At 61.8% G+C, this 23,971-nt stretch carries 21 protein-coding genes; 11 read left to right on the top strand and 10 right to left on the bottom strand.

The window, feature by feature from the left end; translation table 11 throughout:
• The 4 genes from F0M18_RS14900 to F0M18_RS14885 all read right to left on the bottom strand — a co-directional run bounded on the left by F0M18_RS14900 (nucleotide 1) and on the right by F0M18_RS14885 (nucleotide 3,523).
• On the bottom strand, nucleotides 1–1,200 hold the full coding sequence (locus F0M18_RS14900; RefSeq protein WP_149612245.1) for a cytochrome P450: 1,200 nt from the start codon (nucleotides 1,198–1,200) through the stop codon (nucleotides 1–3).
• Between the two features lie 2 nt (nucleotides 1,201–1,202).
• The gene (locus F0M18_RS14895) at nucleotides 1,203–1,649 is read right to left on the bottom strand and encodes a 2,4'-dihydroxyacetophenone dioxygenase family protein (protein ID WP_149612244.1); all 447 of its coding nucleotides are present in this window, start codon (nucleotides 1,647–1,649) and stop codon (nucleotides 1,203–1,205) included.
• Nucleotides 1,650–1,672: 23 nt separating this feature from the next.
• On the bottom strand, nucleotides 1,673–2,827 hold the full coding sequence (locus F0M18_RS14890; RefSeq protein ID WP_149612243.1) for a CaiB/BaiF CoA transferase family protein: 1,155 nt from the start codon (nucleotides 2,825–2,827) through the stop codon (nucleotides 1,673–1,675).
• Nucleotides 2,828–2,899: 72 nt separating this feature from the next.
• Nucleotides 2,900–3,523, bottom strand: coding sequence for a TetR/AcrR family transcriptional regulator (locus F0M18_RS14885; RefSeq protein WP_188109745.1), 624 nt, complete (start codon nucleotides 3,521–3,523; stop codon nucleotides 2,900–2,902).
• A gap of 119 nt (nucleotides 3,524–3,642) precedes the next feature.
• On the opposite strand from F0M18_RS14885, the gene F0M18_RS14880 reads away from it, so the two are divergent.
• From F0M18_RS14880 to F0M18_RS14860, 5 genes are all read left to right on the top strand, one after another.
• Nucleotides 3,643–4,857, top strand: coding sequence for an amidohydrolase family protein (locus F0M18_RS14880; protein ID WP_149612241.1), 1,215 nt, complete (start codon nucleotides 3,643–3,645; stop codon nucleotides 4,855–4,857).
• A gap of 24 nt (nucleotides 4,858–4,881) precedes the next feature.
• On the top strand, nucleotides 4,882–5,856 hold the full coding sequence (locus F0M18_RS14875) for a Rieske 2Fe-2S domain-containing protein (protein ID WP_149612240.1): 975 nt from the start codon (nucleotides 4,882–4,884) through the stop codon (nucleotides 5,854–5,856).
• A complete protein-coding gene (locus tag F0M18_RS14870) occupies nucleotides 5,853–6,731 on the top strand; it encodes an SDR family NAD(P)-dependent oxidoreductase (protein WP_149612239.1) in 879 nt (292 codons plus the stop codon). The genes F0M18_RS14875 and F0M18_RS14870 overlap by 4 nt, the downstream gene beginning before the upstream one ends.
• 160 nt (nucleotides 6,732–6,891) lie before the next feature.
• Nucleotides 6,892–7,671 carry an acetoacetate decarboxylase family protein gene (locus F0M18_RS14865; protein WP_149612238.1) on the top strand — a complete coding sequence of 260 codons (780 nt, stop codon included), beginning with the start codon at nucleotides 6,892–6,894 and terminating at the stop codon, nucleotides 7,669–7,671.
• Between the two features lie 21 nt (nucleotides 7,672–7,692).
• On the top strand, nucleotides 7,693–8,880 hold the full coding sequence (locus F0M18_RS14860; protein WP_149612237.1) for an MFS transporter: 1,188 nt from the start codon (nucleotides 7,693–7,695) through the stop codon (nucleotides 8,878–8,880).
• Nucleotides 8,881–8,884: 4 nt separating this feature from the next.
• On the opposite strand, the gene F0M18_RS14855 is transcribed toward F0M18_RS14860, so the two are convergent.
• Complete coding sequence (locus F0M18_RS14855) at nucleotides 8,885–9,223, bottom strand: c-type cytochrome (RefSeq protein WP_188109744.1); 339 nt, start codon at nucleotides 9,221–9,223, stop codon at nucleotides 8,885–8,887.
• 129 nt (nucleotides 9,224–9,352) lie between these two features.
• Here F0M18_RS14855 and F0M18_RS14850 point away from each other — a divergent pair, with 129 nt between their 5' ends.
• From F0M18_RS14850 to F0M18_RS14835, 4 genes are all read left to right on the top strand, one after another.
• Nucleotides 9,353–10,207 (top strand): sugar phosphate isomerase/epimerase family protein, encoded by an 855-nt coding sequence (locus F0M18_RS14850; RefSeq protein ID WP_149612235.1) that lies wholly within the window; start codon nucleotides 9,353–9,355, stop codon nucleotides 10,205–10,207.
• A 142-nt stretch (nucleotides 10,208–10,349) separates the two neighbouring features.
• A complete protein-coding gene (locus tag F0M18_RS14845) occupies nucleotides 10,350–12,080 on the top strand; it encodes a DUF1800 domain-containing protein (RefSeq protein WP_149612234.1) in 1,731 nt (576 codons plus the stop codon).
• A gap of 13 nt (nucleotides 12,081–12,093) precedes the next feature.
• Entirely contained in the window at nucleotides 12,094–13,464 is a 1,371-nt protein-coding gene (locus F0M18_RS14840) for a DUF1501 domain-containing protein (protein ID WP_262500966.1), read from the top strand.
• A 79-nt stretch (nucleotides 13,465–13,543) separates the two neighbouring features.
• Nucleotides 13,544–14,749 carry an iron-containing alcohol dehydrogenase gene (locus tag F0M18_RS14835; protein ID WP_149612232.1) on the top strand — a complete coding sequence of 402 codons (1,206 nt, stop codon included), beginning with the start codon at nucleotides 13,544–13,546 and terminating at the stop codon, nucleotides 14,747–14,749.
• A gap of 33 nt (nucleotides 14,750–14,782) precedes the next feature.
• On the opposite strand, the gene edd is transcribed toward F0M18_RS14835, so the two are convergent.
• From edd to F0M18_RS14815, 4 genes are all read right to left on the bottom strand, one after another.
• Nucleotides 14,783–16,591, bottom strand: a complete 1,809-nt coding sequence (edd, locus tag F0M18_RS14830) for a phosphogluconate dehydratase (protein ID WP_149612231.1) — start codon at nucleotides 16,589–16,591, stop codon at nucleotides 14,783–14,785.
• A complete protein-coding gene (gene pgl, locus F0M18_RS14825; RefSeq protein WP_188109743.1) occupies nucleotides 16,591–17,271 on the bottom strand; it encodes a 6-phosphogluconolactonase in 681 nt (226 codons plus the stop codon). The genes edd and pgl overlap by 1 nt, the downstream gene beginning before the upstream one ends.
• On the bottom strand, nucleotides 17,264–18,718 hold the full coding sequence (zwf, locus tag F0M18_RS14820) for a glucose-6-phosphate dehydrogenase (RefSeq protein ID WP_149612229.1): 1,455 nt from the start codon (nucleotides 18,716–18,718) through the stop codon (nucleotides 17,264–17,266). The genes pgl and zwf overlap by 8 nt, the downstream gene beginning before the upstream one ends.
• 175 nt (nucleotides 18,719–18,893) lie before the next feature.
• The gene (locus tag F0M18_RS14815) at nucleotides 18,894–19,916 is read right to left on the bottom strand and encodes an AraC family transcriptional regulator (RefSeq protein ID WP_149612228.1); all 1,023 of its coding nucleotides are present in this window, start codon (nucleotides 19,914–19,916) and stop codon (nucleotides 18,894–18,896) included.
• Nucleotides 19,917–20,079: 163 nt separating this feature from the next.
• Between F0M18_RS14815 and F0M18_RS14810 the strand changes: the two genes are divergently transcribed.
• Nucleotides 20,080–21,579, top strand: coding sequence for a flavin-containing monooxygenase (locus F0M18_RS14810; protein ID WP_149612227.1), 1,500 nt, complete (start codon nucleotides 20,080–20,082; stop codon nucleotides 21,577–21,579).
• Between the two features lie 210 nt (nucleotides 21,580–21,789).
• Entirely contained in the window at nucleotides 21,790–23,553 is a 1,764-nt protein-coding gene (locus F0M18_RS14805; RefSeq protein WP_149612226.1) for a Na/Pi cotransporter family protein, read from the top strand.
• Between the two features lie 57 nt (nucleotides 23,554–23,610).
• Here the strand turns inward: F0M18_RS14805 and F0M18_RS14800 are convergent, their stop codons facing one another.
• Nucleotides 23,611–23,760, bottom strand: a complete 150-nt coding sequence (locus F0M18_RS14800; RefSeq protein WP_149612225.1) for a DUF3422 domain-containing protein — start codon at nucleotides 23,758–23,760, stop codon at nucleotides 23,611–23,613.
• Nucleotides 23,761–23,971 lie beyond the last annotated feature (211 nt).

Below are 23,971 nucleotides of genomic sequence, written 5' to 3'. Positions count from 1 at the left end.
TCAGTCTCGCGGTAGTAATCTCGCCGGCATGTCCTTGAAACCGTGGACCAGGTTCGAACGAATGAACGTGGGCTCGGCGGTCAGTTCCAGCCCACTGAACTGTTCGAAGAACTCCTCCAGGAATATCCGCGCCTCCAGGCGTGCCAGGTTGGCGCCCAGGCACAGGTGAATGCCGTGGCCGAACGCCAGGTGCGGATTGGGGTCGCGGTGGATATCGAAGGTCATGGGCTTGTCGAATACGCGTTCATCAAAGTTGGCGGAGCTGTATAGCATGACCACTTTGTCGCCCGCCTTGATTGCCTGCCCGGCAAGTTCCGCGTCCGCCGTCGCAGTGCGGCGGAAATAGTGTAGTGGGCAGGTCCAGCGCAACATCTCTTCCACGGCAGAGGGGATCAACCCGCGGTGGCTTTCGAGCTCGCGGTAGAGCTGCGGCCGACTGGCCAGCTGGTACAGGCCGCTGCTGATCAGGCCGCGGGTGGTTTCGTTGCCGGCCACGGTGATCTGTATGAACAGGGAGGCAAACTCGGCTTCCGTCACCTTCTGCCCGTCCACCTCCTGGTTGATCAGCAGGGAGATCAGGTCCTCACCGCCCCGGTCCTTGCGCTCGCAGGCGAGTTCAAAGCCGTAGGTGCCCATTTCCACGCTGGCCTGGTTGACCTCGTCCGGGGTGCCGCCGAGGTCGGGGTCGGAGGCGGATGTCTGCAGGTCTGACCAGCGCCGGATCTGCGCCCACATGTCCCTGGGAATATCCAGTAGCGAGCAGATCACGGCGGTGGGCAGGTCGCCGGCCAGGTCCTCGACAAAGTTGACCTCACCCAGGTCGCGCGCGCGCGCCATGATATCGCGGGCGATAGCGCGAATGCCGGGCTCCAGTTGCTGCAGTCTGCTCGATGTAAAGCGGGTGATGACCGCGCGTCGCAGCGGGGCGTGCCGCGGCGGGTCCATACCCAGCAACTGGTTGCGGGCCATGGACAGGATGTCATCGGGGAGATCATCCACCAGCACGAAGCCCTGTTCCGCGGAGTAGGTGCGGAAATCCCGCGATACCGTGACCACGTCGGCGTGGCGGCTCACTACCCAGTAACCACCGCCCTGGGGGTGCTGGTGCCAGTACACCGGCGCGTTGTCCCGCAGCCAGGCAAACTGTTCGTGGGGTATGCCTGCGGTGTAGTTGTCCGGGTTGTAGATATCGATGGCCACGGTTATTCCACCAGCACCCTGGGCCGCGGCAGGCCCTGGGCTTCGCACATGGCATAGTAGAATTCCAGTGTCAGCTCGCCGTCTACCACCGAGGTGATGTTGTCGTCCGCGTCCAGGTTGATGTTGCTGCCATGCATGTGGAACCAGACGCGGGTGTCGTCCTCGATGCACTGCAGCGTGTGCACGGATCCTGCGGGCTCGTAGAGAAAAGACCCGGCGCGATTGACGTAGTCATACTCCTTGTATTTCCAGGCGCCAGAGGTGGTGTAACCCCACACCGGTCCGGTGTGTTTGTGTTTCTCCACCTCATAGCCCGCCTTGAAAATGTTTTCGATAATCCACAGGCCCTCGCCTCGCTTTACCTGCAGTACTTTCAGCATGCTGCCATCGCCGATGTCGACAAAGGGCAGGTCGTCGGCACCAAAATGAATCGCTTCCGGTGTGTACATTGGTTCTCTCCTGGGTGTTTCGTTCAGTTGTCGGCCTGTTTTACTGCGCCTGAATCCAGCAGTGCGTCGATGCGTTGGTCATCAACGCCGAACTCGGCGAGTATCTCGCGCGAATGCGCGCCAATCTCTGCCGGTGGTCTGCTGACGGCACCGGGAGTGCGGCTGAAGCGCGGCGCCGGGGCTGGTTGCCAGACCTCGCCATCATCGACAAAGGTGCCGCGGGCCTGGTGGTGCGGATGGTGGCGGACTTCCGCCATCGACAGCACCGGGGCATAACAAATGTCAGCATCGGCAAAGTGCGCGTCCCACTCATCCCGTGTCTTGTTCTTGAATACGCCCGCCAGTCGCTCCTTGAAGCTGGCCCAGTTGGCCATATCCCACTGGTTTTCCATGCCTTCGATGTCCTCCCCCAGTGCCGCCAGCAGGGCGGCGTAGAACTGGGGTTCGACAGAGGCGATGCTGATATACCTGGCGTCGGCCGTTTCATAGACCTCGTAGAAGTGCGCACCGGAGTCCAGCACATTGGTGCCGCGTTCATCGCTCCAGAAGCCGACCTGGTTGGCGGCGTAGACGCTGGTCATGAGTGTCGCGGCGCCGTCGATCATGGCCGCGTCCACAACCTGCCCGCGCCCTGAGTTTTTTGCTTCCAGCAAGGCGCAGACGATACCGTAGGCCAGCATCAGTCCGCCGCCGCCAAAATCGCCAACCAGGTTAAGGGGAATCGCCGGTTTCTCACCCGCGCGGCCCATGGCGTGCAGGGCGCCGGTGAGCGCAACGTAGTTGAGGTCATGCCCCACCTCGTGTGCCAGCGGGCCCTGCTGCCCCCAGCCGGTCATGCGACCGTACACCAGTTTCGGATTGCGTTGCAGGCAGGTGTCGGGGCCGAGCCCCAGTCGCTCCATGACGCCGGGCCGGTTGCCCTCCAGCAACGCATCGGCCTGTTCCACCATGGTTAAGACGGTGTCGACGCCGGCTTCGGTTTTCAGGTCTACCGCGATGCAGCGCTTGTTGCGGTTAAGCAGGTCCAGCCGGGTATCCTGTTGTGCGGCGAACAAGCCGCCGCCGGGCCGCTCGACGCGAATGACATTGGCGCCCATATCCGCCAGTGACATCGCGGCGAAGGGGCCGGGGCCGATGCCGGCTATTTCTATAATGGTGAGGCCTGCGAGTGGTCCCATTGGTGTTGCTCCGGGTAGCTGAATTCGGCAGCATGCACGCGGGGGGAGCCGCGGACAATGATGTCTGCGGACCTATGCGTTGTCTTTGCAGATCAGCGTTTCAAACAGCCTGCGTGCTTCCTCGAGTTTGGCAAATACGGGGTAGTCATCGTCGAGGCACCAGTTGATGGTCAGGGTATTCAGCGTGCCGACCACGGTGGTGGCAAGCATTTCCGGAGAGAATTCCGGGTTCACGTCGCCCAGTTCGACGCCGGAGCGGATCAACTGGGTGAAGTGGGCCATCGCTGAGCTGCCGATCTCTCGCTGCCGCTCCTGGTCTTCCGCAAACGCGGTGGGCCCTACGAGGATGAGTTGGCGGTCGATCCCGTTCATGCCGGCAAAGCCGGCCTCGATATAGTCGATCATCGCCTGCAGGCGCCCGCGAGTGGAGCGCTGGGTGGTCATGAGTTCATGCAGCATGGGCTCGGCGCGGTTGTACAGGCGGCTCATGCCCAGCCCGCCGAGCAGGGCGTGTTTGTTGGGAAAGTGGCCGTAAAAAGTGCGCCGCGCCACGTCTGCTTCCTGGCAGATCTGCTCGATGCTGGTTTCCTCGATCCCGTAGCGCTGGAACAGCCGGTAGGCGGCGTCCTCGATACGTGCGCGAATCTCCTGCTTGCGTTTTTCCCGGCGGCCTACAGGGGCGTCGATGATGTCCATGAATAATCCGTAATGCGGTTGCATTCGTAAAAGCATTAAACTATTTTGTATACAAATGTGCAAGCTTGCGCGTTTGTTGCGCATTGCCGACACCATAAAATCGACAGGTGAGTGAAAAGATGTCAGACAAGTTGCTGGTCGTATCCACCGACTGCCACGCCGGGCTGCCGATCGCCGACTACAAGCCCTACGTGGAGAGCAAGTACCACGAAATGCTCGATATGGCGGTACCCGTTACCGTGGACATGATGGACAAGTCCGAGTCCATGTTCCTGATCAAGGAAATCAACGACGCCTGGCGCGCGCCCATCAAGCAGGAGCTGACCGGGGCCTGGGATTACCGAGAGCGGGAAAAGATGCTCGCCGGCGACGGTATCGCCGCGGAAATCATCTTTCCCGACGGTATTACCGAAAAAAACACCCCGCCGTTTGGCGCGGGCCTGGGGCTGTCGCCGAAAGACATGGTGCCCGAACTGCAGTGGGCGGGAGCGATGGCCCATAACCGCTGGCTGGCGGAGCTCTGTGCCAACGACCCCGCGCGCCATATCGGTGTCGCCTCCATTCCCCTGCTGTGGGATGTGGAGCAGGCGGTTGAGGCAGTGCGCTGGTGCGTTGATAACGGCCTGCGCTCGGTGATGATTCCCACCATGTGGTACGACAATGATCCTTACCACCACGTGAAATACGATCCCTTCTGGGCAATTTGCGAGGACCTCGGGGTGATTGTGCATTTCCATTCGGGGCCGGCGCCGCACGCGGAGTATTTCGGCCGTGGCTTCCCGGCAGAGGACGCGCGCGAGCAACTGCCCGGGGCGATGGGTATTTATGTCTCGGAGGTGATGTGGTGGCTGTACCGGCCGCTGACCTTCATGATCTGGGGCGGCGTATTTGAGCGTTTCCCGCGGCTGCGGGCAATGATTGTGGAAGGCGGTACCATGTTCATGCTGCCACCCTGGCTGCGGCTGATGGATTTCCAGTACAACGAGGGTGACATCTCTGCCAAGCTCGGCGATTTCAAGAGTCATCTGTCCATGGCGCCCAGCGCATACTTTGCCCGTAACGTGGGTATCGGCGCGTCCTGCGTGAAACGTGTCGACATCGAGTTGCGCCACGAAATCGGGTTGGAAAAAATCATGTGGGGCAGTGATTTCCCGCATCCGGAAGGCACCTGGCCGCACACGCGTGACTACTATAGCGCTACCTTCGGTGGCCTGCCCGAGGCGGATGGGCGCAAGATCCTCGGTGAAAACGCGGTGGAATTCTATGGTCTGGATCGGGCGCGGCTGCAGCAGGTGGCTGACGAAATTGGTCCCGATATATCAATCTTTAACTGAACACGCAGATAGCGGAGAAATGCCATGACTATCGTGGAATCCTGTGAGTCACAAACCAGTACCACCCCGAACTTCCCCATGGGCTGGTATTCCGTTGAGCGCTCGCACCAGCTGGCGATCGGCGAGGTAAAGCCGATCAAGTCTTTCGACCGGGAACTGGTGCTGTACCGCACACGCAGTGGTAAACCTGCCGTGCACGACGCGTTCTGCCCACACCTGGGTGCGCACCTCGGACATGAGGGCCGGGTGATAGGCGAGACGATCCGCTGTCCTTTCCACGGCTGGCAGTTCAATGCCGACGACGGCAAGTGTTCACATATTCCCTACTGTGAGGATATTCCCGAGCGTGCCCAGCTGCGCACCTGGCACACGGAAGAGAAGAACGGCGAAATCTATGTCTGGTTTCACCCGGAGAACACGGCCCCGGAGTGGGGGCTGCCCGATCTGCCCGAACTGGGGGACCCGAACTGGACCACCCCGCGTTACACCGAGCACCTGGTGCCCGCACACGTACAGGACATTTGCGAGAACTCATGCGATCCGGTGCACTTCCAGTACGTGCACAAGCAGCAGTCAGTTCCGCAATCGGAAGTCACCATTGATGCCGACGGCCGCACTATGCACCTGCACTCGGAAATGACCGAAGCCGTCTACCCCGGGCACCTGCACGCGACCACCTACAGCCCCGGTTTCGCCATGGTGCGCACAACCTACGGCCCCGGCGCCGAAATGATCATGTATAACAGCGCGCAGCCTATTGATCGCCACCAGACCTTTATGCGCTGGACGCTTATCGTGCGCAAGGAGATCGAGGATTTCGCCGGTGATGACGTGATGAAAGGCATTATCGACGGCCTCAGTGACGACTATCCCATCTGGGCCAACAAAGTACACAAGCGTCGCCCGGTGTTCTGCAAGGGCGACGAAACCCTGGTCACGTTCCGCAAGTGGGTGCGACAGTTTTACCTCACTTCACAGGACAAGAAGGAAATCGCTTGAGGGACTTCAACGATAAAGTGGCGCTGATTACCGGCGGCGCCAGCGGTGTTGGGCGCTCACTGGCATTTGCGCTCGGTCGACGTGGCGCAAAGATCGCCGTTGGTGACGTGGACGAGGCCGCCATGGCCCGGATTGTCGAGGACCTCGCCGCGGAAAACATCGACGCCATTGTGGAGCACTGTGACGTAACCTCCGTGGACAGCCTGGGCGCCCTGGCCGATGCGGCTAAAATCAAACTGGGCGGACTCGACCTGGTGTTTGCCAACGCGGGCATTGGTGCCGGCGAAACCGGCGCCATGTGGGACTACTCGGAAAAAGACTGGCAGTGGTGCCTGAACGTGAATGTGTGGGGCGTGATCAACAGCATCCGCGCGTTCATGCCGCGACTGGTGGCCTCCGGCAAGGAAGCACATTTTGTGGTGACCGGCTCAGGAAACGGTGCCTACCTGATCCTGCCGGATGCTCCGATCTACACCGCGAGCAAGGCTGCCGTGCACGCCATCACCGAAAACCTGCACTACCAGTGCCAGGCCGGCGGGCTGCCGGTGAAGGTGAGCGCACTGTTTCCCGGCCCCCACGTGGTTGACACCGGCCTGTTCAATTCAGGCAGGGTGCGCCCCGAGGCGCTGCAAAAGGATGTGCAGGGCAATGAATCCGGCATCAACTCGGTGGAAGATATGAAGAAAATGGCCGCCGAGTATGGCATCGAGTTACAGACAACGCACCCTGACGAAGTGGCGGAGATGGCGGTTCAGGGCCTGCAGGAGGATGCCTTCTGGCTGCTGGAAACCACCGCGGAAACCGACGCCAAGATTCGCGCCCGCACAGAAATGATACTCAACCGCACCACGCCGGTCCCGGCGATGGTGGGGTAACAGGAGCTGGTGACTTTGCCTGCACCGTCATTGCCGCGCAGGCGGCGTGCCGTTATAGCAGAGTTCAGCAAGTTCAGTGACCAGGCCTCACCTGTTCTGGCGTCCCGTTTCTGCGGGAACGACGAGGGTGCAGGTCGCAGCAATAAAAAGGAAAGGTGAAATGAGCAACCAATCAGGCGCCCCCCAGGGCAACCCCGGCGATATCGTCAACTGGCCTATGCTGAAAATCGTGTACCGCACCGACCCGGAAGCGATCGCCAGCCTGCTGCCACCCGGCATCGATCCCGGTGCCAAACCGCACGTTAATCTCACCATCTACAACTTCCCGGTTCCGGACGAACCCGAGTACGGCATCGTTACCACGGTCGATGCCGACTACAACGGCACCGAGGGCGAATACACCCTCGGTTACGGCATCGACCAGGAGTCGGCCATATTCATCAGCCAGGAAACCAACGGCCAGCCCAAGTACCCCTGCACCACCGAGTATTACCGGCTCGGTCCCCAGGTCACGGCGCGCTGTATTCACCAGGGTTATACCTTCGTGGAGTTCAAGGGCGTTTCCACCGGCCCGGTAGAGGCCGAGGAAGAGTGGGTGCAGAACGAGTGGTGGTTAAAGTACTCGCGGGCAGTCAGCGTGGGTGGCCCCGCCACCGGCTTCGACTTCCCGCCCCACGTCGTGCATGTGATGAGCAAGTACGGCACCGCCTGGAAAGAAGAAGTGCAGGGTGAACTGCTGCTACGCGACAGTCCCTGGGATCCGCTGGCAAGTCTGCTGCCCATGCGCGAGCAGGTGTCGGCCCACCTGTGGTGGCCCATTTTCCTTGACCGGCAGATCACCCTGGCGGGTGAACTGGATGCGGAAGCATTCCTGCCCTATGCGGATACCATATCCGGTTCGCGCTGGCCCGGAGAAAACGGCGGGCCGCGACGCGGCTAAATTGCCCGGCCCGGCGCCGTGATGAGCCGTGGCGCAGTCCTTGACGGGCTGCGCTTCTGGATGCCGGCCATGGCGGGGATGACCTGCCTTGGCCTCGGCGTCGGCCTGCTTTCCATATTCGGCTTTTTTGTTCCCGCGCTGTCGCAGGAGTTTGGCGTTGGCGTGGCCCTGATCAACATGGCCCCGGTCATGATGTTGCTGGCGCCGGGCCTGCTCTCCCCCCTGGTCGGCCGCGTGGTGGACCGTTGGTCCATTCGGCACCTGCTGTTACTGGGCAGCGCCGTCGCCATGGGCTCACTGCTGGTGCTCAGCCAGGCCGACAGTATTGTCATGGTTGCGCTTTGCTTCCTGGTGTTCTCCCTGGGCCTGGTCTGCTATGGCCCGGTGGTGATCAATGCGCTGATGGTAAAACAGTATCCGGGTCGGGAGGGCAGGGCGCTGGCGATCGCCTCCCTGGGTATCAGTGTCTCGTCGGTGACCCTGCCTGTCTTCGTCGGTTTTATATTGCAGTGGGTGGAGTGGCGTACCGCCCTGGCCCTGCTCGCTATCGCAATGATGGTAATTCTCTGGGCCTGGATATTGGCGGCGCTGGCCCCGGGAATCGTCGGCGCGGTGTCTGACACCTCAAACCGGGTCAGTGGCGAGATACTGCGGCGCAGGGCTTTCTGGCTGGTCGGGGTCATCGTGGCGATGGCACTGGCGGTCACGCTGTTGCTGGCAATCTGCTATCCACCACTATTCGCCAATCGCGGGTTCTCTGCCGTGGAGAGCGGCCTGTTCCTGTCCGTGGCGGGCAGTGCCGGCTTTGGCGGCAAGCTTATCGTGGCCAGCCTCGTGGACAGGGCGCGACAGCATATACGCTGGATCGTGGCGTTTCTCCTGTCAGTGTCGGCCTGCGGCCTGTTGCTGCTGGCCGATGCCCGCAGCGGGCCGATGATTATCGCCTGTGTGGCGTTGCTGGGATTCAGCGGCGGGTCCTTTCTGCCCCTGCATCCCTATCTCAACAGCCGCTATTTCCCGCCCGAGATCATCGGCCAGGTCAATGGCGCACAATCACCCATGTTCCTGCCACTGGGTTTGGCGGGGCCCCCGCTGGCCGGCTATGTCTATGACGTGACCGGCAGCTACCAGCTGGTTATCCAGGGGCTGGCAGTGTTGCCGGTAATCGGCCTGTGCGCATTGCTGGCGCTGCCGAGCACGGAGCGGTGACGCTTCAGTCGGCGGGTAGTTCAGGGTGGGTCAGGGTCAGCATGTATTCGGCTGCAGCGCTGACGTCATAGTCAGTCAGGTAATCCGACTCACCGCGGGCCGGCATTTTCAGGTAGCCCTTCTCCGCGTGCTCAACCAGTACCGCCTCCCACAGGTCCGAGCGCTGCTGCCAGTCGCTCTTGTTGCCGACCACAGGCGCGCCTTCCACGCCGGTGGCATGGCAGGCGGCGCAGACCCTCTCGTAGGCGCGCTTGCCGTCTTCCATACGCTCGGAACCGTTTGCGCCGGCAATGCCGAATAGCGTCACTGCCATAGCCGCTGTGCAGGAAATAAAACGGGTCATAGGTCGAATCCTCCTGGTCTCTGGGGCAGTGTAGCAGAGCCGCTGGCCGCGCGCGTTCGCTGTGGCAACCTGCGGCCGCATCTGTAATGCTTCGTACTCGCGCCCTGCAGTGGCAAAGGTGGAGTAAAGGTGGACGTCAGTTTAGGCATGGATTTACGGCTCTGGGCTGAGGCGCCCGGAGCAGAGATCATACCGGTGCTGGAACAGCTCGCGGCCCAGGGCTACCAGGGCGTCGAACTGCCGGTGGCGGGCCAGGGGCACTCTGCGCTGCGGCTTATCAGTGTGGCGCTGCGTGACCTGGATATGACGGCTATCACCAGTGTCACGCTGCCGCCCGAGGCCAATCCGATATCGCCGGACAGCGCGGTGCGCGATGCCGCGGTGCGCTACCTCGTGGAGCGACTGGAAGAATCCGCGCTGGTCGGCAGTAGCATGCTGTGTGGGGGCCTGTTCCAGGCGCAGGGCGTTTTCAGTGGCCGGCCCCCCACTGATCGCGAATGGGAGTGGAGCCGCCATTGCCTGCGCGCCGTGGCGGATCACGCAGCGGGCCTGGGTATCACCCTCGCGCTGGAGTTCCAGAGCCGATTCGATGTCCACCTGATCAATACCGCAGACGCGGCGACGCGCATGTGCCGGGATGTCGGAGCGGAAAATATTGGTGTCCTCTACAACACCTATCATGCTCACCTGGAAGAGTTCAATCCCGCCCGGGCGCTGCCGGCGGCGGGTGATCACCTGGTGCATGTGCGCCTGGGCGAGAGCCATCGCGGTGAACTCGGTCGCGGCCAGGTGCAATTTTCCGAGACCTTCGCCACGCTGGATTTTCTGGATTACCAGGGCTGGCTGGTGGTGGAGGCTCGCGCTTCCGGTGTCGGTGCAGCGCAACCGGAAAACATATGGCGTGACAACTTCGACTCGCCAGAGCAGCTCAGTGCCGACGCAATTCGCCTGATACAGCAAATCCTGCGCATGCAGCGCCAGTAAGCTGGACTTTTCGGCGGATAAGACTTGCTCCCGGCGGCCTTAGCGGGCATTACAAATCTTAACGCGACATCACATTGCCTTACCGGCGACAGCGCTATGCTGAATGTCGTGCTGGTGACAAAAAAGCTGATAAGGGGGCGATATGCACACGATTCGCTTTGCGCTGCTGTTGAGCCTGGTGTTGGGATTGGCTGCATGCGGTGGCGGCAGCAGCGGCGGGGGCTCCGGCGCGCCACCTTTGCCTGGCCCGGTTCCCGCCCCGGCGCCCGACCCGGATCCGGACCCGGCACCTGCACCGACCCCACAGCTGAGCGGCATTGAAGCCGCAGCACGCCTGGCCTCGCGCAGCACCTTCGGCATGAACTATGCCGGTATCCAGGAAATCCATGAACGTGGCGAGGCCCAGTGGTTGGAACAGCAGTTCCGCCTGCCGATCAGTCGGCACGACCCGCTGGTAGCCGAGTTGATGCGCCGGCAGTCGGCGGGTGACTTCGTTGAGTTGGAGGAGCGCATTAACCAGCTACAGGTGGTGTTCCGCCGCCTGGCCTGGTGGCAGCAGAGCGCGACCGCACCTGACCAGTTGCGCCAGCGGGTGGCCTACGCACTGAGCCAGATTTTCGTGGTGTCTGACGGCCTCAACACCCTGCTGGCGCAACCGCATGCGCTGAGCAACTACTATGACACCCTGCTCAAACATGCCTTTGGCAACTACCGCGACCTGCTGTTGGCGGTGACCCTGCATCCCTCAATGGGCGTTTATCTCAGTCACCTGGGGAATGCTTTGGCCGATCCCGAGGCCAACCGTTATCCGGACGAGAACTATGCCCGCGAGGTCATGCAGCTGTTCTCCATCGGCCTTTATGAGCTGAACCTGGACGGCACCGAGAAGCGCGATGATCGGGGTCGCCTGATTCCCACTTACGACAATGACGATATCCGCGAGTTCGCGCGCGTCTTCACCGGCCTTACCTTCGGCGATAGCGAGGGGCCGTTCTGGCGCCGCGAACCCAATTTCCGCGTGCCCATGGAAATGTTCGAGGCATTCCACGACAGGGAGTCAAAGCGTTTATTGCGCGGCCAGGTGATCCCTGCGGGCCAGGCTGGCATGCAGGACATCGAGGACGCAGTCGACAACCTGTTCCAGCACCCCAATGTCGGCCCCTTTATCGGCCGCCAGTTGATCCAGCGACTGGTCACCTCCAATCCCAGTCCGGCTTACGTACAACGGGTGGCGGAAGCGTTCAATGGTCTCGATGGCGGTGAACGCGGCGACATGCGCGCGGTGCTGCGCGCGGTTCTGCTCGACCCGGAGGCCACGGCGCTTCCGGAAATCGATGGTGCTGCCGGCAAATTGCGTGAGCCCGTGCTGCGCCTGCTTGCGGCCGTCCGGCAGCTGAACGTGTCCAGCCCCGATGGCTTTTTCGCCAACGCCGGCTATGCGCTGCAGCAACGGATCGGGCAGCACCCGCTGTCGGCTCCCAGTGTGTTCAATTTTTACCTGCCCAATCACAGTCCGCTCGGCGATATTGGCGATGCCGGCCTGGTGGCGCCGGAGTTCCAGATCACCAACAGCACCACTGTGATCGCTATTTCCAACCTCCTCGATGAGGCCGTGCTGAGCGATAACTGGAACGACCTGCCGTTGCCGCCGTTCCAGCCCGCGCGGGCGAACCTCGATGAATACCTGGCGCTGGCAGACGATACCGCGGCGCTGCTGGACCGGCTCGACCTGGTAATGGCCTACGGCACGCTGTCACCCGCCACGCGAGACAGTATCCGCGCGTCCATAGACCAGATCGAGGACCTCGAGATCAGGGTACGCGCAGCGATCTACCTGGTGCTGATTTCGCCCGACCAGGCCGTGGAATTGTAAGGAGGCAATGATGATGAAGCGCAGGACATTTCTCGCCCACAGCTGCGGCCTGGCCACGGTCACCGCAGCCTCTTCAATACTGCAGCTTGGCCTGGCCCGCTCGGTGGCCGCACAGGGAGCCGGTGATTACCGTGCGCTGGTCTGCATCCTGCTGGCTGGCGGTAACGATTCCTTCAACATGCTGGTGCCCGATGACAGCGACCAGTACGGGCAGTACCAGTCCATCCGCTCGGACCTGGCGCTGCCACGGGACGCGCTGCTGCCACTGGCAGGCACTGCCGATAGCGGCCGGCGTTTTGCCCTGCACCCCGGCATGACCGGACTGCAGCAGTTGTTCGCGGAGGGCGACGCGGCCATGCTCTGCAACGTCGGCACCCTGCTGGAGCCGTTTGACGCCCAGGCACTGGCAGCGGGCACCGCCGCTGCACCACTGGGCCTGTTCTCCCACTCCGACCAGATTCAGCAGTGGCAGACGGCGATTTCCGACCAGCGCTCCGCACAGGGCTGGGGCGGGCGTATGGCTGACCTGCTGCAGGGGCCGAACCCCAGCAATGGTATATCCATGAACATCTCGCTGTCGGGGAACAATATATTCCAGAGCGGTAGCACTGTAGCCGAGTACAGTGTGACTCCTCAGGGGGACGGCGCTATTGGCCTGAACGGTTACAACGACGGCTCCAACGTGGGTGAGCTGCGCCGGCAGTTCATCGACTCCCTGCTCGGTGCGCGCCCGGGGCACCTGTTGCGCGGCGAGTACCGCGACCGGCTGGCCGGTAGCATTGAAGCGCAGCAGTACTTTGTCCAGGCCATGCAGTCCGCGGCGCCGCTGGCGACGGTGTTTGCTGAGGACCCGCTGTCGACCTCACTGCGCCAGATAGCGCGCATTATCTCCGTGCGCGAACAGATCGGCGCGCCACGCCAGGTGTTCTTTGTCACCGTAGGCGGGTGGGACCACCACGACGAATTGCTGAACAACCAGGCAGCGATGCTGCCGGCGGTGAGCAACGCACTGCTATCCTTTCGCAATGCGCTGCGGGAGCTGGGTGTGGCCAGGCAGGTCACTACATTCACCACGTCTGATTTCGGGCGCACGCTGACGTCCAATGGCAGGGGCTCCGATCACGGCTGGGGCGGGCACCACATCGTCATGGGCGGTGCCGTGAATGGCGGTCGTTTCTACGGCACCTACCCCGAGATTTACCCCGGCAGCCCGCTGGACGTGGGCCGCGGAATCTATGCCCCGACCACCGCGGTAGAAGAGTATTTTGCCGAACTGGCGCTGTGGTTCGGTGTCCCGGCGAGTGACCTGGATACCGTGCTGCCCAACGTGGCGCGTTTTTATGACCCGGCCTCCGCAGACCTGCCCCTGGGCCTGCTGGCCTAGGCGCCGCGACGCAGGCGGGGGGGCGGCGGGTTTTCCTGCTACTATTGCGGCATAAACACATTGCTGACAGGACGTAATCATGGCCAACCTGGTGCGCAGGGTTCGACACAAGCTTTACCTCACCATGCTGCGGGTGCTGTCCCCGTTTATGGGGGATACCCGCCACGTAGCCTTCACGGGTCCCGGCAGCAGCCGGCATCTGTGCGAGCACATTGCCAGTCTTGATCCGGGCAAGATACTGGTGGTCACGGACAAGCCCTTGCGCGATCTTGGCATCGCCGACCAGGCCGCCGCAGCACTGCTGGAGTCCGGGGTCCCCGTGGCCTGGTATGACGGTGTACAGCCGGATCCGACCTATGAGCAAGTCGAGGCGGGGGTGGCACTGCTGCGGACCGAGCAGTGCCAGGCCGTGCTGGCCATCGGCGGGGGGTCTGCCATGGACTGTGCCAAGGTGATCGCCGCCTGCGCCACCTCCAGTGAAGACCCGCGTAACTGGGCTGGCCTGGGCAAGGTCAAGCACGAGGCGCTACCGATCTACGCCATCTCTACCACCGCCGGTACCGGGTCGGAAGCCACCGCGGGCGCGGTGGTAAAGGATGCCAGCACCCGCAGCAAGAGTGTGTTGTCCGGCCCCACGCTGTTACCCGCGGCAGTGGCACTGGACCCACAGTTGATGCTGGGCCTGCCGCCGCACATTACCGCTGCCACCGGCATGGACGCATTAACTCATGCCATCGAAGCCTATATCGGCGTATGGGAGCGTGGCTCCCGGCTGCAGGACGGGCGCCTGGCGGTGAGGCTGGTGTTCCGGCATCTGGTCAATGCCTACCAGGATGGCAGTGATCTCGCCGCGCGCGAGGGCATGGCATTGGCGGCGTTCTACGGCGGTATGGCCATCAACCAAGTATTTGTCGGTAGCGTTCATGCCATCGCTCACCAGATCGGTGGTCGCTACGGCATACCCCATGGCCTGGCCAATGCCCTGGTGTTGCCGCACGTGCTGGAGTACTGTCGCGAGGAGGCAGAGCCGCGGCTGGCGGAACTGGCGGTGGTCATCGGTGCCGGTGCGCAGGGCGAGCCCCAGGCCCAGCTCGCGCACAAGTTTATCTCCGCTGTGCGCGAACTGCGTACCCAGGTCGGTATTCCCGATCGTTCCGACCTGATTCGGCGCGAGGACCACGCCGCGCTCGCCGACGCCGCGGTTGCCGAGTGCATGGACTACCCCGTGCCCAGGTTGCTCGACGAGGACAGCACCCTGGCCATCCTCAACCAGATCACCGCGTAGCGGGGACATGCGCCGGCCAGCACCGCGCGCCGGCTAGAACACGCTGGCGCCGGACTCCGCATCGCCCACCGCGCGGCGCATGAATCCGAACAACTCGCGGCCAGTGCCATGCTCTGCCTCCGTCGTCGGTCGTGCCGCCGCTTCGCGTTCAGCCCATTCCTGCTCGGGCACGAGGCATTGCAAGGTGCCTGCATCCGCGTCCAGGCGCAGTAAATCGCCGTCTTTCACCCTGGCTATCGCTCCACCTGCGAGTGCTTCCGGAGTCAGGTGAATGGCGGCAGGTACCTTGCCGGATGCGCCCGACATGCGTCCGTCGGTGACCAGCGCGACCTTGAAGCCACGGTCCTGAAGCACTCCCAGGTAGGGTGTCAGCTTGTGCAGCTCAGGCATGCCGTTGGCGGCGGGGCCCTGGAACCGTACCACCGCTATCACATCGCGCTCCAGTGCTCCTGCCTCGAAGGCGGCCTTGAGTTCGTCCTGGCTGGCGAAGACCTGTGCCGGCGCCTCGACGACCCGGTGCTCGGGTGCCACGGCAGAGACCTTGATCACGCTGCGCCCGAGATTGCCCTTGAGCAGGCGCAGGCCGCCGTCGGCAGAAAATGGCGCGCTGGCCGGCCGTAGTACCGCGGCGTCGGCACTGTTCGCGGCGCCGTCCACATAGTGCAGCACCCCATCTGCCAACTGGGGCTGGCGGGTGTAGTGGCCAAGACCCTGCCCCCAGTTGGTGGTGACATCCTCGTGTAGCAAGCCGTTGTCCAGCAGTGTGCGAATCACATAGCCGCTGCCGCCGGCGGCGTGGAAATGATTTACATCGGCGCTGCCGTTCGGGTAGACACGCGCCACCAACGGGGAGATGGCGGACAGGTCGGCAAAGTCCTGCCAGTCGATGAGTACGCCTGCGGCCCGGGCGATGGCGACCCAGTGAATGCTGTGGTTGGTGGAGCCACCGGTCGCCAGCAAGGCAACAATGGCGTTGACGATACTTTTCTCGTCGACCACGCTGGCCAGCGGCGTGTACTCCTTGCCGAGCGCGGTGATCCTGCACAGGCGTTCTGCGGCGCCCCGTGTCAGGGCGTCGCGCAAGGGCGTACCGGGGGGTTCGAATGCAGCCCCGGGTATGTGGATACCCATGACTTCCATCAGCATCTGGTTGCTGTTTGCGGTGCCGTAGAAGGTGCAGGTGCCTTCGCCGTGGTAGGCCGCGGACTCCGCCTCCAGCAGTGCATCGCGGCCGACCTTGCCTTCGGCGAAGAGCTGGCGCACGGCCGCTTTTTCCTTGTTGGGCAGGCCAGAGGTCATCGGGCCCGCGGGCGCAAAAATGACCGGCAGGTGGCCAAAGGACAGGGCACCGATGAGCAGCCCGGGTACGATCTTGTCGCAGACACCGAGACACAGCGCGCCATCGAACATGTTATGGGACAGGGCGATGGCGGTGGCGCCGGCAATCACGTCGCGACTGAACAGGCTGAGCTCCATGCCCGCGGTGCCCTGGGTGACGCCATCACACATTGCGGGCACGCCTCCCGCCACCTGGGCGGTGCAGCCCATGCCGTGGGCGGCCTCCCTGATCAGGTCCGGGTAGGTTGCCAGCGGCTGGTGCGCGGACAGCATGTCATTGTAGGCATTGACGATGCCGATGTTGGCCGCTTCCGTCAGTTTCAGGCTTTGCTTGTCTTGCTCGTTGCAGGCGGCGAAGCCGTGCGCGAGGTTGGAGCAGGACAGGGTGCCGCGGCGCGGCCCCTGGGCCCGCTGCGCCGCCATCCGTTCCAGGTAGTCGCGCCGCGTGTCGCGGCTGCGTTCGATGATACGCTCGGTAATGGCGTGAAGTCGGGGATCGGTCATCAGGGTGCCCACCAGATACTTGCCGGATTGTGTTGTTGCGCGGTGATTGCGGCCACCGGGTAGTCTGCCGCTGCGGCGCGTGCCAGCACCTCGCGCTTTGCATCGCCGGTGATATACAGCATGATTTCGCTTGCAGCCAGCACCACCGGGAGCGTCAGCGTCATGCGCAGGTGCGGGGCCGTGACCGGGTCACAGACCGCCACCGGCGCGGGGTTATCAGGGTCCAGCAGCGCGCCAAGGTTGCTGGCTTGCGGGAACCAGGAGGCGGTGTGGCCGTCGTCGCCCATGCCCAGCACCACACAGGTCAGTGGCAGAGGCATGGTGGCCAGGGCTGCAACCAGTGCCGGGATGGCCTCGCGGGGATCCGCATGCGCGGTTTTCAGCCCGATGAAGTTGGCGTCTGCGGCGGGGCCCTGCAGCAGCGTCTCCCGCACCAGGCGCTCGTTGGAATCAGCGCTCGCTGTATCCACCCAGCGTTCATCGACCAGGGTGATGTGCACACGGCTCCAGTCCAGTGGCCTGGCTGCGAGCTTGAGAAACAGCCCGCGCGGGCTGCGCCCTCCGGACACCGCAATGCTGGCCGCGCCGCGCGCGCTGATGTCCCGCTGCAGCGCGTCGGCAATGTGCTTCGCCAGTGCCTCGTCGCGGGTATCGGCGTGGTCAAACAAGTGCTCACTCATGCCAGCTGCGCCCATCCACCGCCACCAGCGCGGTGGCTGCGTTGGGACCCATGGTGCCCGCGTTATAGGACTTTATCGGCGTGCCGTTCTCGTCCCAGGCGGCGATGATGGAGTCGATCCAGTGCCAGGCAGTTTCCACCTCGTCGCGGCGCATGAACAGGGTCTGGTCCCCGTGCAGGGCGTCCAGCAGCAGGCGCTCATAGGCGTCGTAGCTGCTGTGTTTTTCCTGCGAGTCGTCGGTCAGGTGCAACTCCACCGGCTTCAGGCGCAGCTTGTTGGTGAGGCCGGGTTTCTTGTTCACCGTGTGCAGGCTGATACTTTCCTCGGGCTGCAGGTGGATGACCAGTTTATTGGTGAGTTCCTGGGGATCATTGGCGAACAGGGAGAAGGGCTGGCGGCGATACTCGATAACGATCTCCGAGTAGCGACGACTGAGCCGCTTGCCGGTGCGCAGGTAGAACGGTACGCCCGCCCAGCGCCAGTTGTTGATGCCCACCTTCAAGGCTACAAATGTTTCCGTGTTGAGGGCGTCGTGAAAGGCGTCTTCCTCGAGGAAACCCTTGACGGCTTTGCCGCTTACGGCCCCGGCGGCATAGCGGCCGCGCACCGTGCGCTCTTTTACGTTGCCCAGAGTGATGGGTTCCAGGCAGCGCAGCACCTTCATTTTTTCATCGCGGATGTCTGTCGCTTTCAGGCTGGATGGCGGCTCCATCGCCACCAGCGACAGCACCTGCAGCAGGTGGTTTTGCACCATGTCGCGCAGGGCGCCGGTGTCGGCGTAGTAGCTGCCCCTGCCGGCAACGCCGATCTCCTCGGCAACGGTAATCTGCACGCTGTTGATAAAGGTGTTGTTCCACATGGGATGAAACAGCGGGTTACCAAAGCGCAGCGCCAGCAGGTTCTGCACCGTTTCCTTGCCCAGGTAGTGATCTATGCGGAACGTGGCTTCCTCGTCAAACACCGCGGCAACCTGTTCATTGATGGTGCGGCAGGAGGCCAGGTCATGGCCGAGGGGCTTTTCCAGCACCACGCGGCAGGCATCGTTTACGGCGCCGGCGGCCTTGAGTTGCTGGCAGATATCCCCGTACAGTGACGGCAGTGTCGCCAGGTAAAACAACCTGCTGGTGGTCTCGCCCTGGTCCAGCAGCGCTGCGAGTTCGGCGTAGTGTTGTGGCTGGTTCGCGTCCAACTGCACATAGTGCAAGCGCTCGCGAAAGCTGTCCCAGACAGCGTCGTCCCAGTCGTCCGCGGGCAGGAAGCGTTGCAGGTTCTTCTGCGCTTCCAGCAGGAACTGGGCGGTATCCATGGCGCCGCGACCGGTGGCGATGATCCGTTGCAGCCGATCGGCCAGCTTATCGCGATGCAATTGATATAACGCAGGCAACAACTTGCGGGTAGAGAGATCCCCGGTGCCACCAAAAATAACCAAATCAACCATTTGACTCATACACGTCGTTCCTCGAGAGGGGCGTTAAGTGTCTGCGTGTCGGTGTTGTTGGCGAATGCGCAACAACTTGTTATGAACGGTGATTCAGTCCGCAGCATTCTGGGGTGCCGCTGGAAGAGCAGGCAATGTTAGCAGGAATGCCTGCGCCACTGCTAATTTCTTTTTACGTTGGCGCTCAGCGTGACGCGGTCTGGCGGTATTCCCGGGGTGAGGCACCGTGCCAGCGCTTGAAAGCGTTGCTGAAATTTCCCGGCGCGCTGTAGCCCAGCAACTGTGAAATTTCTTCCAATGGCAGGGTCGAAGTGGCCAGGTATTCGCGTGCCAGCTCGTAGCGCACCTCGGCGAGGATGTCCTGGTAGCTGCTACCCTCGCGCGACAGCTTGCGACGCAGGGTGCGGCTGGTCATGTTCAGTTTTTCCGCAACATAGTCGATGTCGGGGAAGTAGCCCGGTCGCGCGACAATCAGCTGCCTGACCTTGTCCACGTAGGTACTACCCGATTGCATGCGCGCCAGCAGCAGGCGGCACTGCTGCTGGCAGATGGAACTGGTCTCGTGGTCGCTCAGGGGCAGGGTCTCGTCCAGCCGCGCCGCATCAATCTGCACCTCCGCCGCCGGTGCGGCAAACGACACCGGGCAGCCAAAGTGACGCTCGTAGATGTCCCGGCGATTGACGCTGTTGTGTATCAGCCGGATGTGTACCGGCTGCAGTGGTTGGCGCACCGCGTTGTGGCTGCCACTGACGGCAGCGGTGAGGTCACGGTCCACGTAGTAGGTCAGCAGGTCATCGGGAATCTCGATGTCGGGTGCCAGGCGCAATATGCCGCGATCGCCCTCTACCAGGAAGCTTATGTCGAACAGGGTGAACGTGAGCGGGCCATAGTTGCGGATAACAATCATGGCCTGGCGCAGGGTCGGTGCACTCATGAATGCATACCCCAGCAATCCGTATGACTCGAGCAGGTACTCGCGGCCCAGTAACAGGCCCAGCATGGGGTTATCGGTAAGTGACAGCAGGTTGCGGTGGAAGCGAAATTCCTGCTCCAGGGTGAAAGGTACGTTGCCCGGGCGGGCAATATCCTGTTCGCTGAGGTCCGTCCCCGCAAGGCAGTCGCTGGCGCTGAATCCCATCGCCTGCATGGCTTTCATCGCCGTAGGCAGGGCCTTTATATGATGACTGGTATCGCTCTTCTTACCCATCTGGTCGTCCCGGTACAGAGCCTTGGAGACTATGCGATAGCCGGAAACAGGGCAAGGGGTAATGTCCGAATATCATAAGTAATTGTCCCTGTGTCATATTGGGTATTCCCGTGCCGCTGCTTACAGTAGCTGTATAAACATTAAACAGCAGAGGTGAGCGAAGATGCAGCAGGCCAGTAACAGCAAGAACCCGTCGGTGGCGGTAATCGGTGCCGGTATGACCGGTATCCTGATGGCGATAAAACTGCGTGAAGCAGGTATCGAGGATGTCACTATCCTGGAGAAAGCCGACCAGCTCGGTGGCACCTGGCGTGAAAATACCTATCCCGGGGTGGCCTGTGACGTGCCGGCGCACATGTACACCTACAGTTTCCGTGGCAACCCGGAATGGAGCCACCGCTTCGCGCGCGGGTCCGAAATCCAGGCCTATTTCCAGCAGGTCGCCGACGAGCAGGGGATCTCCGGCAAGATACGTTTCAACGAAGCTGTAGAGACCTGCCACTACGTGGATGGTAAATGGCAGCTAACCACCAGCCAGGGCAACTTTCTCGAGGTGGACTTCGTGGTTTCCGCCACCGGCATCCTGCATCACCCGGCCTATCCCGATATCAAGGGCCTGGATACCTTCCAGGGCAAGATGTGGCATACCGCTCGCTGGAACCACGACGTGGACCTCGCCGGCAAGCGCGTGGGTATTATCGGCACCGGCTCCACCGCCTGCCAGGTGATCGGTGAAATAGCCAGGACCTCGGGCGAGCTGACCGTGTTCCAGCGCACCCCGCAGTGGATCATCCGCGTGCCGGACAAGGAGTACAGCGAGCGTGACAAGGCCAGCCTCCGCGGTAAGCAGGAGAAGCTGGCCGCCCTCAGCAGGCGTTATGCCTTCGTGCTGCGCAACACCTTCAGCAAGGCGGTAACCGGCAGCAAGTTGCAGCATGCCTACATGAGCTGGTCGGCCAAGCGCAACCTGCGCAAGAGCGTGCGCGACCCCGAACTGCGTGCCCGGCTGACGCCCGATTATCCCGTGGGCTGCAAGCGCCTGATTATCAACAGCACCTTCTACGATGCGATACAGCGCGAGAATGTGAGCCTGGAAACTACCGCCATAGAGCGTATCTGTGAGCAGGGCGTGGTGACCAGTGACGGGGTAACCCACGAGTTGGATGTGTTGATTCTGGCAACCGGCTTCCATCCCTTTAATTTCATGCGCCCGATGGACCTGCGCGGGCGCAATGGCCTGAGCATCGACGAGGCCTGGTCGAAGAAGGTGCAGGCTTATCGCTCCGTCTGCCTGCCGGGCTTCCCCAACTTCTTCCTGATGCTGGGGCCCAACACGCCGATCGGTAACTACTCGGTGATCGCCATGAGTGAAGTGCAGGCCGCGTATATACTCAAGCTGATAGACCAGTGGCGTGCGGGTAAGCTGCCAGTGGTAGAGGCTACCGAGGCAGCCAAACGCCGGTTCAATGATTACCTGCGCGAGGGCATGAAAAATACCGTATGGGTCGGGGGTTGCCAGAGCTGGTACCTGGACGATGACGGCGACCCTGCAATGTGGCCCTATTCCTGGCAACAGTGGGAAAAAGAGCTGCAGCAACCGGACCCGGACGACTTCGTTCGCGAGGAGCCGGCGGAGCAGGAGCCGCTGCGTCCCGCCGCCTGATGCTGTGCTGAATCAATGATTTGAGCCGCCATACCGTGTTACAACCGTACCCTGATTTTTAGACAGGGAGTGGTTATGTCACTGACAGCTTGGTGGCCTCGGACACATGTCGCCAGCAGGGGGTTGCTTTACCTGCTGCTATTATTGCCTGCGCCGGGGCAGGCAGGTTTGGTGCAGATCTATGACCGCTGTGCCCACCAGGTTTAGCGCATGAACTACGGCTTTGGTGATGTGCTGACCCTACTGGGCGCGCTGGGCCTGTTCCTTTACGGCATGCGGGTGATGAGCGATGCACTGATTGAACTGGCCGGCGATCGCATGCGTTCCATACTCGCCACCACTACATCGAACCGCTTCCTTGCCGTACTCACCGGCTTCAGTATCACCGCCATTATCCAGTCTTCCTCCGCCACCACGCTGATGGTGGTCAGCTTTACCAACGCCGGGCTGCTTACCCTGGTGGAAGCCATTGGTGTGATCATGGGAGCCAATATCGGCACCACGGTCACCGCCTGGCTGATATCCATATTCGGTTTCAAGATCAGCATGAGTGCTATCGCCCTGCCACTGGTGGGTATCGGTTTCCTGCTCAGCCTGCGCAGCGAGAAACACTGGCAGCAGTGGGGCTATTTCATCATCGGCTTTGCGGTGTTGTTTATCGGCCTGCAGTTTCTCAAGGACTCCGTGCCGGATATTCGCAGCAATCCGGAGATACTCAGTTTCCTGGCCAATTACACCAGTATGGGCTTTCTTTCGGTGCTACTGTTCCTGGCCATTGGCGCCGTGCTCACACTGGTGGTGCAGTCTTCCAGCGCTGCCATGGCGCTGACCCTGTTGATGACCTGGCAGGGCTGGATTCCCTTCGATATGGCCGCGGCGATGGTGCTGGGGCAGAACGTGGGCACCACTATCACCGCCAACCTGGCGGCGCTGATTGCCAATTACCAGGCCAAGCGCGCCGCCCGCGCCCACCTCATTTTCAACCTTGCCGGTGTACTGCTGGCGCTGCTGGTGTTCTATCCCTCGATACACCTGGTCGATGTGTTTATGCAGCGCACGGAAGGAGCGTCGCCGTTGGTGCAGTCGGCGGCGGTGCCGGTCGCGCTCTCGGTCTACCACACGGCGTTCAATATTGTGAATACGCTGCTGCTACTGGGTTTCGTAGAGAAAATCGCCGCCATCGTCAGCTGGATGGTGCCGGAAGAGAAAGCCCCTGAGCCTGCAATCGACCAGCCGGTCTTCCTTAGCAACATCTCGCTGGAATATCCCCAGACCGGGATCAAGGCCCTGTTCGACGAATCGCTGCGCCTGTTGCAAAACGCCGGTTACAAGGCGATCGCCCACGGACTCAGTGTCCACCGTGAAGACCTCGACAAGGGCGTGCGCCTGCGCCAGGTGCTGGAGTGGAGTGAGCCGATACCTGTCAATATCGACGAGCTGTACCAGACCCGGATCAAGTCCGTGTACGGCGCCATTCTCGAGTACGCGACCCGGCTGCAGAGCGAATGCGACCTCAGTGAGGAAGAGGTTGAAATCGTGCGCAACATCCTCATTGCCGACCGTATGCTGGTGCGCACGGTGAAACGCATGCAGTCGTTACATGACAATATTGTGCTGTTCATGAGTTCTGGCAACGAGTCGATTATCGAGGAGTACAATGCCATTCGCCGGCGCATCCTCAAGGTCATGCGCGAGATTCACCGGGCCAGCGAGTCGGAATCACCCCTGCGACATATTCGCAAACTCGAGAAGCAGCGTGAGAAGGCCAAGGAACTGGACGTACTGGCCTCTGGGCGGGTAAACCAGTTGCTGCTTGAAGGTAAGATCACCCAGGTGATGGCCACGTCGCTGATCAATGACAGCGATCAGGCCAGCAAGATCGTGCACAGCCTGATTGATATCGCCACCCTGCTTTATTTCCCGCGGGATCGCCTGGTGGCGCGGCTGGAAGAGAAGCGCGAGGACGCGGCCTGAGTCGAGTGGGTTGCGGCGGCTGCCACCTGCACATACTTACCGGGCGCGGCTGGCGCATCAGCCCTGGCCGCCGTGGGCGGCATGCCTCGCGTACCCGATCAGTCCGATGGCGTAGTAGCTGATGGCGAAGATGGAAAAGTCCTCCATTAGGTACTGACAATCACCCTCACCGAAACTGATGGCATGAGGTGATAGAAAATCACACATCACATGGAATCTCCCGGATATTATCAATTCTGCCGCCTGGACGTATTGCTGATTTCCTCAAACTACCGAACGGGTGTTTTTAGAAAGCCGGCTATCTACATTGTATTGGTCACCCCTGCTTCAACGAATAACTGATACGGGATACGGCAATTAATGAAGGCTGGAAGTGGAGCATTGGTAAAGAATCGGATCGTTCCGGGGTTATGAAGTC

The sequence above is a fragment of the Pseudohalioglobus sediminis genome (genome assembly GCF_008370495.1).
Taxonomy (GTDB): domain Bacteria; phylum Pseudomonadota; class Gammaproteobacteria; order Pseudomonadales; family Halieaceae; genus Halioglobus.
The sequence above is the reverse complement of the archived record's forward strand: the minus strand, read 5'-3'. Positions and strand labels throughout refer to the sequence as shown.